Source organism: Phenylobacterium composti DSM 19425, assembly GCF_059568645.1.
In genome coordinates, this window is record NZ_JCANTT010000011.1 from 548,503 (window position 1) to 560,343 (window position 11,841).

An 11,841-nucleotide genomic window follows, 5' to 3' on the forward strand; every position below is an offset into this window, starting at 1 on the left:
GTGGATTAAATCGGGGAAATGTTGCGCCCGAGCCGCCTGTAAGCCGTGTGTCTTGCGCGGGCGCATGAGGGCCGCCGCGCGGGCGGCCCTGGGCGTCAGACGCTCGTGCCGCCCACCGTCAGGCCGGTGATCTTCAGCGAAGGCTGGCCCACGCCTACCGGCACGCTCTGGCCGGACTTGCCGCACACCCCGATGCCGGGGTCAAAGGCGAAGTCGTCGCCCAGCATGGTCACCCGGGTGAGCGCCGAGGGGCCGTCGCCGATCAGGGTGGCGCCCTTCACCGGCGTCGTCAGCTTGCCGTCCTCGATGAGATAAGCCTCGGTGCACTGGAAGACGAACTTGCCGTTGGTGATGTCCACCTGGCCGCCGCCGAAGTTGGCGCAGTAGAGGCCGCGCCTGGTGGAGGCGATCATCTCCTCGCGCGGGGTGTCGCCGCCGAGCATGCCGGTGTTGGTCATTCGCGGCATGGGCATGTGGGCGTAGGATTGGCGGCGGGCGTTGCCGGTGGGGGCCAGGCCCATCAGTCGGGCGCTCTGCCGGTCGTGCATGTAGCCCACCAGGATGCCGTCCTCGATCAGGATGGTGCGCTGGGTCGGCGTGCCCTCGTCGTCCACGGTGAGCGAGCCGCGACGGCCCTGGATCGCCCCGTCATCGAAGACGGTGACGCCCGGCGCGGCCACCCGCTCGCCGATCCGGCCCGAGAAAGCCGAGGTGCCCTTGCGGTTGAAGTCTCCTTCCAGCCCATGGCCGACCGCCTCGTGCAGCAGGACGCCGTTCCAGCCGGGACCCAGCACCACGTCCATCTCGCCGGCGGGCGCCGGCACGGCGTCGAGGTTGACCAGGGCCTGGCGCAGGGCCTCGTCCACCTGCTCCTGCCATTTGTCGGGGGAGATCCAAGCCTCGAACCCCGCGCGACCACCCGCCCCGGTGTAGCCGGTCTCGCGGCGGCCATCGCGCTCCACCGTGATCTGCACGTTGATGCGCGACAGCGGCCGCACGTCGCGGATCAGCCGCCCGTCGGCCCGCAGGATTTCCACCGTGCGGCGCTCGCCCGCCAGGCTCACCATCACCTGCGCCACCCGTGGGTCGCGGGCGCGGGCCCAGGCGTTGATCTCTTCCAGCAGGGCCACCTTGTCGGAGAAGGCCGGGGAGGCCAGTGGATTGTCCTCGCCGTACAGCCGGGCGTTTGTGGCCCGGGGGGGCTCGGCGGCGACGCCGGCGTAGCCGCGCTTGGCTAGGCTGGCCGACTCGGCCGCCCGACGGATGGCCGCCTCGGAGATTTCGCTGGCGTGGGCGTAGCCGGCGGTCTCGCCCGCCACCACGCGCAGGCCGAAGCCCTCGGTCGAGTCATAGGCCGCCGATTTCAGCCGCCCGTCGTCGAACAGGAAGCTCTCGCTTTCGGAGCGTTCGACGAACAGCTCGCCGTCGTCGGCCCCGGCCAGGGCTTCGCCCAGGATGTTGCGGGCGCGGCCAGCGTCGACGCCGGCGGATTCGAGAATGGAAGGGGCGGGCGTATGGGCGTTCATGCGCCGCAAGATAGGGAGGCCCGCCCGCCCCGTCACCTGCGGCCGCGTGGCTCGCCGTCGGCGGCCCGCACAAAGGATGTGTCGATCCGCGGCATGATTCTCCGGGAACGGCGCTCTGCGAGCGGTCGGCGAGGGGCTGTCAGGGGCCTGGAATCCACAGTCCGCCCCCGTTGAACCGCACGCAGGCGGCTCATAGGCCGCGCGGCGGCCTTGGCAAGCCCCGGCGATGCGCGTATGGACCCGCGCTGAGTGGGCCGGGCGGGCGCCAGCGTGTGCGCCTGCGCGCCTGTTCTCGAAGTCGGCTGTGCGCGCCGCACGTTCCGGGGGGCGCGCCGTCGGACAACCAGACCGAGGGGACATGAAGTCGAGGTTTCAGGGTTTGCGGGCGCTGGCGGCGGGTCTCGTCGCGGCCGCGATGGGGGTCTTCTGGGGCGCTGGCGCCCTCGCCGAGGACCTGGTGGGCCAGCCGACGCCTGGCGGCATCGACCTGCAGCCGGGCGTGACCCCGCTGCGCGCCGACGCGATCTTTTTCCACAACTGGATCCTGCTGCCGATCATCACGGCGATCGTGCTGTTCGTGCTGGTCCTGCTGGTGATCGTGATCGTCAAGTTCAACAAGCGCTCCAACCCTGTGCCGGCGCGCTGGAGCCACAACACCCCGCTTGAGGTCGCCTGGACCGTCATCCCGGTCCTCATCCTGATGTTCGTGGCGGTGTTCTCGTTCAAGCTGCTCTACGCCTATCACGACATGCCCAAGCCGGACGTGACCGTGAAGGCCACGGGCTACCAGTGGTACTGGGGCTACGAGTATCCCGACCTGCAGATCTCCGAGTACGTCTCGAACCTGCTGCCGGAAGATCAGGCGAAGGCGAAGAACGTGCCCTTCCGCCTCGCGGCCACCGAGCCGATGGTGATCCCGGTCAACAAGACCGTTCGCGTGCTGGTCACCGGCGCCGACGTGATCCATGCCTTCGCCGTGCCGTCGTTCGGCGTCATCACCGACGCCATTCCGGGCCGGGTGAACGAAATCTGGATCAAGGCGGACAAGGTCGGCACCTACTACGGCAACTGCCGTGAGCTGTGCGGCGTCGACCACGCCTTCATGCCCATCGAAGTCCGGGTGGTGAGCGACGCCGAGTTTGAAGCCTGGGTGGCCTCCAAGGGCGGTTCGCTCGCGGCTCCGACGCCGACGGCGCTGGACGCCTCCGCCGACGCCGCCGGCGCGGCCAACACCGAGGCGGCTCCGGCCGCCGGCGACGCGGCCACGCCCGCCGTCGTTGCTCCCGCCACGTCCGAGCCTGCCGCGCCGGCCGCCGCCGCGCCCGCTGCTCCGGCCAAGAACTAAGCCAGGATTAGAGTAAGATGGCCCACGCCGCCGCTCACGATCACAGCCACGATCACAAGCCGCCATTCCTGGTGCGCTGGCTGTTCTCCACGAACCACAAGGACATCGGCACCCTCTACCTGCTGTTCGCCATCGTGGCGGGCCTGATCGGGGGCGCTCTCTCCGGCCTGATCCGCTGGGAACTGGCCGAACCGGGCATCCAGGTGTTCAAGGAAGGCTCGCTGCTCGCGCAGCTCGGCCTGATCGACGCCTCCAAGCACGGCTTCAACGCCGTGGTCACGGCGCACGCCCTGATCATGGTGTTCTTCGTGGTCATGCCGGCCACGATGGGCGGGTTCGGCAACTGGTTCGTGCCGATCATGATCGGCGCGCCGGACATGGCCTTCCCGCGGATGAACAACATCTCGTTCTGGCTGCTGCTCTCCGCGTTCGTGCTGCTGCTGATCTCGATGTTCGTCGACGGCGGCCCCGGCCGCGGCTTCGGCGGCGGCTGGACGGCCTATCCGCCGCTGGCCACCTCGGGTCACACCGGCCCGTCGATGGACCTGGCGATCCTGTCGCTCCACCTGGCGGGCGCCAGCTCGATCCTGGGTGCGATCAACTTCATCACCACGATCTTCAACATGCGCGCGCCGGGCATGACCCTGCACCGCATGCCGCTGTTCGCCTGGGGCGTGCTGATCACCGCCTTCCTGCTGCTGCTGTCGCTGCCGGTCCTGGCGGGCGCGATCACGATGCTGCTCACCGACCGCAACTTCAACACCCACTTCTTTGATGCGGCGGGCGGCGGCGACCCGGTGATGTACCAGCACCTGTTCTGGTTCTTCGGTCACCCCGAAGTGTACATCATGATCCTGCCGGGCTTCGGCATCATCAGCCACATCGTGTCGACCTTCTCGCGCAAGCCGATCTTCGGCTACCTCGCGATGGCCTACGCCATGGTCGCCATCGGCTTCATCGGCTTCGTCGTGTGGGCGCACCACATGTACACGGTCGGCATGCCGATCAACCTGCGCGCCTACTTCGTGGCGGCCACGATGGTCATCGCGGTGCCCACCGGCGTGAAGGTGTTCTCGTGGATCGCCACGATGTGGGGCGGCTCCATCGAGTTCAAGGTGCCGATGCTCTGGGCCATCGGCTTCATCTTCCTGTTCACCGTGGGCGGGGTGACGGGCGTCGTGCTGGCCAACGCCGGCATCGACTACGCCCTGCACGACACCTACTACGTGGTGGCCCACTTCCACTACGTGCTGAGCCTCGGCGCCGTGTTCTCGATCTTCGCCGGCTTCTACTACTGGTTCGAGAAGATGTTCGGCGTGAAGTACCGCGAGTGGCTCGGCGCCCTGCACTTCTGGGTCATGTTCGTCGGCGTGAACCTCATCTTCTTCCCGCAGCACTTCCTGGGCCTCCAGGGCATGCCGCGCCGCTACGTCGACTATCCGGAAGCCTTCACGCTCTGGAACCAGGTCTCGTCGTTCGGCTACGTGGTGACCCTGGTCGGCGTCGGCATCTTCCTGGTGGTGTTGCTCGACGCGATGATCTTCCGCCGCAAGGCCGAGGCCAATCCGTGGGGCGAAGGTGCGACGACGCTGGAGTGGACCCTGTCCTCGCCGCCGCCGTTCCACCAGTTCAACGAGCTGCCGGTGGTGAAGCCCGACAGCCAGCACTAGGCGTCGGGTCCTCCGGGACAAATCTTGATGGGGGGCGCGTCCGAAAGGGCGCGCCCTTCCCGCATTTAAGAGTATACGCATGGCCATGCTTGAGGCCCTGACCCCGTCGAAGGCTCCCGCCCGCTGGCAGGACTTCCTCCAGCTCCTGAAGCCCCGCGTGATGTCGCTGGTGGTGTTCACCGCCCTGACCGGGCTGGTGTGCGCCCCGACGCCGATCCATCCCGTGCTGGGCGCGGTGGCCGTGCTCTGCATCGCGGTCGGCGCGGGCGCCTCGGGGGCGCTCAACATGTGGTGGGACGCCGACATTGACGCCAAGATGCGGCGCACACGCGGCCGCCCGGTGCCGGCCGGCAAGATTCAGCCTTCGGACGCAGCGGCCCTCGGCGTGGTGCTGTCGATGTTCTCGGTGATGCTTATGGGCATGGCGCTGAACTGGCTGGCGGCCGGCCTGCTCGCCTTCACCATCATCTTCTACGCCGTCATCTACACCATGTGGCTCAAGCGCTGGACGGCCCAGAACATCGTCATCGGCGGGCTGGCCGGGGCGCTGCCCCCGGTGATCGGCTGGGCCGCGGCGGACGGCGCCGCACCCCTGAACGCCTGGCTGCTCTGCCTGATCATCTTCATGTGGACGCCGCCGCACTTCTGGGCGCTGTCGCTCTACACCTCCGAGGATTACGCCAAGGCCGGAGTGCCAATGATGCCGGTGGTGCGCGGCCCCGCCTCCACCCGCCGCCAGATCTGGATCTACAGCCTGCTGCTCGTGCCGATCTGCGTGGCGCCCGCGTTTACTGGCCTGGGCGGCCTGGCCTATCTGGCCGTGTCGTTCCTGGGCGGTCTCGTCTTCCTGCTGCTGGCCTGGCGGCTCTACCGGTCCAAGGCAGGCGAGGCGGCGGACCCGCGCAATGACGACGGCCTGTACGACGTGCGGGCAGGCGCCCTCGATGCGCGCAATCTCTTCGCCTTCTCCATCCTCTACCTGGCCCTCCTGTTCGCGACCCTGCTGGGGGAACACCTGGCGGGCCTCAAACCCCTGGAGCTCCTGTAGATGAGCGATCCCTCCCGTGAGAGCGAGGTCGAGGCCAAGGCGCGGCGCGGCCGCAACATCGCCCTGGCCCTCGGCCTGATCCTGTTCGTCATCCTGGTCTTCGTGGTCACGATCGTCCGGCTCGGCGGCAATGTCCTCGAACGCCCCTTCTGACACGGCGCGCCGCAATCGGCGGATCGGCCTGATCTGCGCGGCGGTGTTCGCGGGGATGGTGGGCCTGGCCTTCGCCTCGGTGCCGCTCTATCGCGCCTTCTGCGAGCTGACCGGCTTCGACGGCACGGCGCGCAAGGCCGAGATCGCTTCGGACGTGGTGCTGGACCGCACGCTCACCGTCCGCTTCGACGCCAATGTGCGCGACCTGCCCTGGACCTTCCGCGCCAAGCAGACGGCCCAGGAGGTGAAGATCGGCGAGACCAAGGTCGCCTTCTTCCAGGTGACCAACACCTCGGACCAGCCGATCACCGGCCGGGCGGTGTTCAACGTCGTGCCGCAGCAGGCGGGGGCCTATTTCCAGAAGCTCGACTGCTTCTGCTTCGAGGATCAGACGGTGGGCCCCGGCGAGACGGTGGACATGCCAGTGCTCTATTTCATCGATCCCAAGTTCGCGTCCGACTTCGAGACCCGGGGCAAGCAGGAGGTGACCTTGTCGTACACCTTCTTCCGCTCGACCTCGGCGCCCGAGCCTGAGCAGGCGAACGTCCATTCTAAGGCGGCCAAGGCGGCCGGACAGGGGTAATCCGAGAGGCTTGAGGCGGCGGCTCGCCGCCGCGCACGCGGGCCCGGGCGCGACCGCGTGCGCGCAGAAGGCTTTCCCTCGCCTTTCCCCCTTGGCGGAAGGGCAGGCGCAAGGCTATAGCGTCCGCGACTTTCCGCCGTGCGACTCCTATGGGGGCGTGCGCCGGCGGCTGCAGAGACTTGTCGAGGGGTGTAGGACCGACATGGCCGAAGGCGTCAAACACGACTATCACCTGGTCAATCCGAGCCCCTGGCCCATGACCGGCTCGCTGTCCGCCATGGTCATGGCGCTCGGCGGCGTCGTGTGGATGAAGGGCCTGTTCGGCCTTCCCGAGGGCACCTGGTGGCTGTTCGCCGTGGGCCTGGCCGGCGTGCTCTACACGATGTTTGGCTGGTGGCGCGATGTCATCAAGGAAGGCAACGCCGGCGACCACACGCCCGTCGTCTCCCTCGGCCTGCGCTACGGCATGATGCTGTTCATCGCCTCCGAGGTGATGTTCTTCGTGGCCTGGTTCTGGATGTTCTTCGAGATGGCCCTCTTCCACGAGGTCCGGACCGCGTCGTCCATCGAGGAAGTCCGCGCCGCCTGGGCCACCTGGCCGCCGCAAGGCGTCGAGACCGTGACCGCCTGGGAACTGCCGCTGGTCAACACCCTGATCCTGCTGCTCTCGGGCACCACGGTCACCTGGGCTCACCACGCGCTGCAGCAGGGCGACCGCAAGGGCGCCAAGTACGGCCTGATCCTGACCGTGATCCTCGGCGCGATCTTCACCGCGGTGCAGGCCTACGAGTACCACCACATCCTGTCGCACCAGTACTTCTTCTCGGAAGAAGCGGCGAACTCGGGCCTGTACGGTTCGGCCTTCTTCATGGCCACCGGCTTCCACGGCTTCCACGTTCTGGTCGGCACCATCTTCCTCCTGGTTTGCCTGATCCGGATCATGAAGGGCGAGATGACGCCGAAGCAGCACTTCGGCTTCGAAGCGGCCGCCTGGTACTGGCACTTCGTGGACGTGGTCTGGCTGTTCCTCTTCGCCTTCATCTACGTGATCTTCGGCGGCCCCGCGCACTGAGGATCCGTTGAGCAAGGTTCGGTCCCTGCTGGCCGGGGCGGCGGGTCGCTGCCCCAACTGCGGCAGGGGTCCGCTCTTCCAAGGCTTCCTGCGGGTCGCGCCCCAGTGCGCGGCCTGCGGCCAGGACCTGAAAGCGGCCGACTCCGGAGACGGGCCGGCCGTTTTCGTCATCCTGATCGCCGGCTTCCTCGTGGCCTTCGCGGCCCTGTTCACCGAGGTCGCCTACAGCCCGCCGGTTTGGGTGCACCTGGTGGTTTTCCTGCCGCTCGCGGCCGTCGTGTGTCTCGGCTTGCTGCGCCCCATGAAGGGCGTGATGCTGGCGGCCCAGTTCGTGAACAAGGCCAGCGAAGCGCGCCATGACTAATCGCCCCGCCGCCGCGGCGAAGGGCTTCCCCATTGGGCTGACGGTCGCCACGGCGATCGCCATGGTCGTCCTGCTGGCCCTCGGGACCTGGCAGGTCCAGCGCCTGGCCTGGAAACGCGATCTGCTTGACCGCCTGGAGGCCCTGCAGGCCGCGCCGGCCGAGCCCCTCGGGCCGGTGCTCGAGCGACTCGCCGCCGGCGACGACGTCGACTTCACCCGCGTCACGCTCAGCTGCGCGGGCCTGGCCGCGGCGCCCTATGTGGAGCTGTACGGCCTCCGCGAGGGTCAGGCGGGCGTGCGCCTGATCTCGGCCTGCCCGGTGGACGCGGGGCCCTACAGGGCGATCCTGGTGGACCGCGGCTTCATTCCCGACACCGTCGCCGACCGGCCCCCGTCCGGCCCCTCCGACGCGCCCCTGATCCTGACCGGCGTCCTGCGCAGCCCCGATGCGCCCAGCGCCTTCTCCCCGCCCAACCGCGATGGCCGCTGGTTCGCCCGCGATCCGGCCGGCATGGCCGGCGCCCTCGGCGCCGAGGCTCCCGCCCCGATCTTCCTCATGGCCGAGACCGCCACCAATCCAGAGTGGCCGGCGCTCACGCCCGCACCGGTCCCGGCCGACATCTCAAACCGGCATCTCGAGTACGCCGTGACCTGGTACGGCCTTGCCGCCGCCCTGGCGGGCGTCTATGCCGCCATGCTCCTGAAAAGGCGGAAGAGTTGATGCGCTACGTCTCGACCCGCGGGCAGTCCCCTGCGGTCGGTTTCACCGACGCCGTGCTGTCCGGCCTCGCGCCCGACGGCGGTCTCTACATTCCCGAAGCGTGGCCGACGTTCTCGCGCGAGACGATCGCGGGCTTCGCCGGCCGTCCCTATGCCGAGGTGGCGGCCGCGGTGATCGGCGCCTTCGCCGGGGACGAAATCCCGGCCGAGGACATGCGGCGGATGTGCGAGGAGGCCTACGCCACCTTCCACCACGCGGCCGTCGTGCCCCTGGTCCAGCTGGGGCCGGAGACGCATCTGGCTGAGCTGTTCCACGGTCCGTCCCTGGCCTTCAAGGACGTGGCCATGCAGATCCTGGCCCGGCTGTACGACTATCTGCTGGGCGCCCAGAACCGCACCCAGACCATCCTCTGCGCCACCTCGGGGGACACCGGCGGGGCGGCGGTGGAGGCGTTCCGCGGCCGCAAGAACGTGAAGATCGTCGCGCTCTTCCCGGAAGGCCGCATCTCCGAGGTGCAGCGCCGGTTCATGACCACGGCCACCGAGGACAATGTCGCCTGCGTCGCCGTCTCGGGCACCTTCGATGATTGCCAGGCGATCGTGAAGCAGGCGTTCCAGGATCAGGCCCTGCGCCAGGCCGTGGACCTGTCGGGCGTCAACTCCATCAACTTCGCCCGCATCGCCGCCCAGGCGGTCTATTACTTCACCACCGCCGTGGCGCTGGGGGCGCCGCACCGGCCGGTGAGTTTCTGCGTCCCGTCGGGCAACTTTGGCGACGCCTTCGCCGGCTATGTGGCCCTCAAGATGGGCCTGCCGGTGTCGCGGATCGTGGCCGCCACCAATTCCAACGACATCCTGGCCCGGGCCTTCGAGACAGGCCGCTACGTGCGCGGCGCGGTCCAGGCCACCATATCGCCGGCCATGGACATCCAGTCGGCCTCGAACTTCGAGCGTCTCTATTTCGAGACGGTGGACCGGCAGCCGGTCGAGACGGCGCGCGCCTTCCAGGCCTTCAGCGAGACCGGGGCCCTGGACATCCCGCCCGCGGCCTTCGCCGCCATGCGCGAGCTGTTCCGCGGCGTCGCCATCGGCGAGGACGAGACCGTCAGCACCATCGTCTCCACCCTCGATGGGACGGGCGAACTGATCGACCCGCACACCGCCGTCGGCGTTGCGGCCCTGCGTCATGTGGAAATTCCGGGCCCGGTCGTGGTGCTCTCCACCGCCCACGCGGCCAAGTTCCCCGAGGATGTGACCAAGGCCTGCGGCGTGACCCCCGCCCTGCCGCGCGGCGTGACCAACCTGGCCGACCGGCCGGAACGGTTCGAGCGGTTGCCCGCCGAGGCCGACGCCATCAAGGCCTATGTCCGCGCCTTCGCCGAAGCCTGACGCCCCGCGCGTCCATCACCTTCCCAACGGCGTCCGGGTCGTCTGCGATCCGCTGCCCGGCTGGCAGACGGTGGCCCTGTCGGTCGTCGCCGGCCGCGGCGCCCGCTTCGAGGACGAAGCCCGCTCGGGCTGGTCACACCTCCTGGAGCACATGGTCTTCAAGGGGGCTGGCGGCCGCTCGGCCCGCGACATCGTCGAGGTGATCGAGGCCGAGGGCGGGCACATCAACGCCGCCACCGGCTATGAGCGCACCAGTTTCCAGGTGCGGGCTTTGAAAGACGGCCTGGACCTGGGGTCGGCCGTGGTCGCCGACCTCGTCCTGCGCCCGACCATGGACGCTGCGGACCTCGCCCGGGAAAAGCAGGTGGTGGGCCAGGAGATCGCCGAGGTCGCCGATACGCCTGACGATCTGGTGTTCGAACTCGCCCAGGAGGCGGCTTTCGCCGATCAGCCCCTGGGGCGGCCCATCCTCGGCACCCCGGCCTCCATCGGCGCCGCCACGCCCGAGAGCCTGGGCGCCTGGCGCGCGGCGCTCTACGCCGCCCCCACGCTGGTGGTCAGCGCCGCCGGGGCGGTGGACGAGGACCAACTGCTGGCCCTGGCTGAGCGCGACTTCGGCGGGGCGGGCGGCGAAGGCCTGGCCGCGCCTCCGCCGGCGATCTTCACCGGCGGTGTGCGGACCGTGGCCAAGCGCCTGGAACAGGCCAATGTGGTGCTGCTGCTGCCGGCGGTGGGCGTCCACGATCCCGACTATTTCGCCCTGCGCCTGCTGGCGGAGATCCTGGGCGGGGGGATGGCCTCGCGCCTGTTCCAGGAGGCCCGGGAGAAGCGGGGGCTCGCCTACGCCATCGACGCCTATTCCGAGACCTATGCCGACACCGGCGTGCTGGGCGTCTTCGCTGGCTGCGCGGCCGAGGATGCAGCCGAGCTCGCGCAGGTGACCGTCGGCGAGATCGCCGCCCTCGCCAAACCCGTGCCCGAAGCCGAGCTGGCCCGGGCCAAGGCGCAGCTCAAGGGCTCCATGTTCATGGGGCGGGAGTCGGCCCTGGCGCGGGCCGAACAGGCCGCCGGGCAGGTGCTGCTGTTCGGCCGCACCCTTGATCCCGATGCGGTGGCCGCCGATGTCGATGCGGTGACGCCCGAGCGCCTGGCCGCCCTGACCAGCCGCATCCTGGGGGAGAAGAAGGCAGCGGTGGCGGTCCTCGGTCCCAAGGCGGCCCTGAAGTCGGCGGAGGTCTTCCAGCGCCTCGTGCAGGGCTGACGCTGCGACGTTCCGGAGCCTGCCGCGGGGCTTGCCCGGCCCCGGGGAAATAGGCGAGTCTCCCGTCATGGCGTTGCTGGACTGGATCGCCCCGGAAAGCGGCCTCCGCCTGGAGGGCGAGCGCGTGTGGCTCCGTCCGCCGCGGGCCTCGGACTATGCCGAGTGGCGTGAGCTGCGGGCCGTCAGCCGCGCCTTCCTGCAGCCGTGGGAGCCGACCTGGCCGGCGGACGACCTGTCCCGCGCGGCCTTCCGCCGTCGGCTGCTCGCCTATGCCCGCGACCGCGAGGCGGGGGCGGCCTATCCGTTCTTCATCTTCCGGGCCTCGGACGACGCCCTCACGGGCGGGATCACCCTGTCAAACGTCCGCCGCGGCGTCGCCCAGATGGGCTCGGTGGGCTACTGGTGCGGCCGGCCCTACACCCGTCAGGGCCTCACCCTCGCCGCGGTGAAAGCGCTCAGCGAATTCGCCTTCCGCACTCTGCGGCTGCACCGCCTGGAGGCGGCCTGCATTCCCGAGAACCGCCCCTCCCGCGACCTGCTCGGCAAGGCCGGGTTCGTCGAGGAGGGCTTCGCCAGGGCTTATCTCAAAATTAACGGCGCCTGGCGCGATCATGTCCTGTTCGGCCGCACCAGTCCCTATGCCGGGGACGACGGCACGGACGAGGGGGTGTCGGTCTGAAGCCGACGCCGGGTTGGGCGCGGCCAAGAGT

Annotated in this window: 12 protein-coding genes; 11 read left to right on the forward strand and 1 reads right to left on the reverse strand. The window is 69.3% G+C overall.

Annotated features, from left to right (window positions below):
- Positions 1-95 precede the first annotated feature (95 nt).
- Positions 96-1,526, reverse strand: a complete 1,431-nt coding sequence (gene tldD, locus BO64_RS05650; protein ID WP_496402295.1) for a metalloprotease TldD — start codon at positions 1,524-1,526, stop codon at positions 96-98.
- Positions 1,527-1,884: 358 nt separating this feature from the next.
- Between tldD and coxB the strand changes: the two genes are divergently transcribed.
- The 11 genes from coxB (at position 1,885) to BO64_RS05705 (ending at position 11,810) form a co-directional block, all read left to right on the forward strand.
- Positions 1,885-2,871, forward strand: a complete 987-nt coding sequence (coxB, locus tag BO64_RS05655) for a cytochrome c oxidase subunit II (RefSeq protein ID WP_496402296.1) — start codon at positions 1,885-1,887, stop codon at positions 2,869-2,871.
- A gap of 17 nt (positions 2,872-2,888) precedes the next feature.
- The gene (gene ctaD / locus BO64_RS05660; RefSeq protein WP_496402297.1) at positions 2,889-4,541 is read left to right on the forward strand and encodes a cytochrome c oxidase subunit I; all 1,653 of its coding nucleotides are present in this window, start codon (positions 2,889-2,891) and stop codon (positions 4,539-4,541) included.
- Between the two features lie 79 nt (positions 4,542-4,620).
- A complete protein-coding gene (gene cyoE, locus BO64_RS05665) occupies positions 4,621-5,589 on the forward strand; it encodes a heme o synthase (RefSeq protein WP_496402298.1) in 969 nt (322 codons plus the stop codon).
- A complete protein-coding gene (locus BO64_RS05670) occupies positions 5,590-5,742 on the forward strand; it encodes a cytochrome c oxidase system small membrane protein (RefSeq protein WP_496402299.1) in 153 nt (50 codons plus the stop codon). It abuts the gene before it with no gap.
- Positions 5,720-6,325: a cytochrome c oxidase assembly protein gene (locus tag BO64_RS05675; RefSeq protein ID WP_496402300.1), complete on the forward strand. Its 606-nt coding sequence runs from the start codon at positions 5,720-5,722 to the stop codon at positions 6,323-6,325. The genes BO64_RS05670 and BO64_RS05675 overlap by 23 nt, the downstream gene beginning before the upstream one ends.
- Positions 6,326-6,527: 202 nt before the next feature.
- Positions 6,528-7,397 carry a cytochrome c oxidase subunit 3 gene (locus BO64_RS05680; RefSeq protein ID WP_496402301.1) on the forward strand — a complete coding sequence of 290 codons (870 nt, stop codon included), beginning with the start codon at positions 6,528-6,530 and terminating at the stop codon, positions 7,395-7,397.
- Positions 7,398-7,404: 7 nt separating this feature from the next.
- A complete protein-coding gene (locus tag BO64_RS05685) occupies positions 7,405-7,761 on the forward strand; it encodes a DUF983 domain-containing protein (RefSeq protein ID WP_496402302.1) in 357 nt (118 codons plus the stop codon).
- Entirely contained in the window at positions 7,754-8,482 is a 729-nt protein-coding gene (locus BO64_RS05690; RefSeq protein WP_496402303.1) for an SURF1 family protein, read from the forward strand. Before BO64_RS05685 ends, BO64_RS05690 begins: the two co-directional genes overlap by 8 nt.
- Entirely contained in the window at positions 8,482-9,870 is a 1,389-nt protein-coding gene (gene thrC / locus BO64_RS05695) for a threonine synthase (protein ID WP_496402304.1), read from the forward strand. The genes BO64_RS05690 and thrC overlap by 1 nt, the downstream gene beginning before the upstream one ends.
- Positions 9,845-11,131: a M16 family metallopeptidase gene (locus BO64_RS05700; protein WP_496402305.1), complete on the forward strand. Its 1,287-nt coding sequence runs from the start codon at positions 9,845-9,847 to the stop codon at positions 11,129-11,131. Before thrC ends, BO64_RS05700 begins: the two co-directional genes overlap by 26 nt.
- A 67-nt stretch (positions 11,132-11,198) precedes the next feature.
- Positions 11,199-11,810, forward strand: coding sequence for a GNAT family N-acetyltransferase (locus BO64_RS05705; RefSeq protein WP_496402306.1), 612 nt, complete (start codon positions 11,199-11,201; stop codon positions 11,808-11,810).
- Positions 11,811-11,841: the final 31 nt, after the last annotated feature.

Bases quoted from the DNA above. Each gene is read 5' to 3' on its own strand.
- tldD (WP_496402295.1), bottom strand. From the start codon at position 1,526: ATGAACGCCCATACGCCCGCCCCTTCCATTCTCGAATCCGCCGGCGTC.
- coxB (WP_496402296.1), top strand. From the start codon at position 1,885: ATGAAGTCGAGGTTTCAGGGTTTGCGGGCGCTGGCGGCGGGTCTCGTC.
- ctaD (WP_496402297.1), top strand. From the start codon at position 2,889: ATGGCCCACGCCGCCGCTCACGATCACAGCCACGATCACAAGCCGCCA.
- cyoE (WP_496402298.1), top strand. From the start codon at position 4,621: ATGGCCATGCTTGAGGCCCTGACCCCGTCGAAGGCTCCCGCCCGCTGG.
- BO64_RS05670 (WP_496402299.1), top strand. From the start codon at position 5,590: ATGAGCGATCCCTCCCGTGAGAGCGAGGTCGAGGCCAAGGCGCGGCGC.
- BO64_RS05675 (WP_496402300.1), top strand. From the start codon at position 5,720: ATGTCCTCGAACGCCCCTTCTGACACGGCGCGCCGCAATCGGCGGATC.
- BO64_RS05680 (WP_496402301.1), top strand. From the start codon at position 6,528: ATGGCCGAAGGCGTCAAACACGACTATCACCTGGTCAATCCGAGCCCC.
- BO64_RS05690 (WP_496402303.1), top strand. From the start codon at position 7,754: ATGACTAATCGCCCCGCCGCCGCGGCGAAGGGCTTCCCCATTGGGCTG.
- thrC (WP_496402304.1), top strand. From the start codon at position 8,482: ATGCGCTACGTCTCGACCCGCGGGCAGTCCCCTGCGGTCGGTTTCACC.
- BO64_RS05700 (WP_496402305.1), top strand. From the start codon at position 9,845: ATGTCCGCGCCTTCGCCGAAGCCTGACGCCCCGCGCGTCCATCACCTT.
- BO64_RS05705 (WP_496402306.1), top strand. From the start codon at position 11,199: ATGGCGTTGCTGGACTGGATCGCCCCGGAAAGCGGCCTCCGCCTGGAG.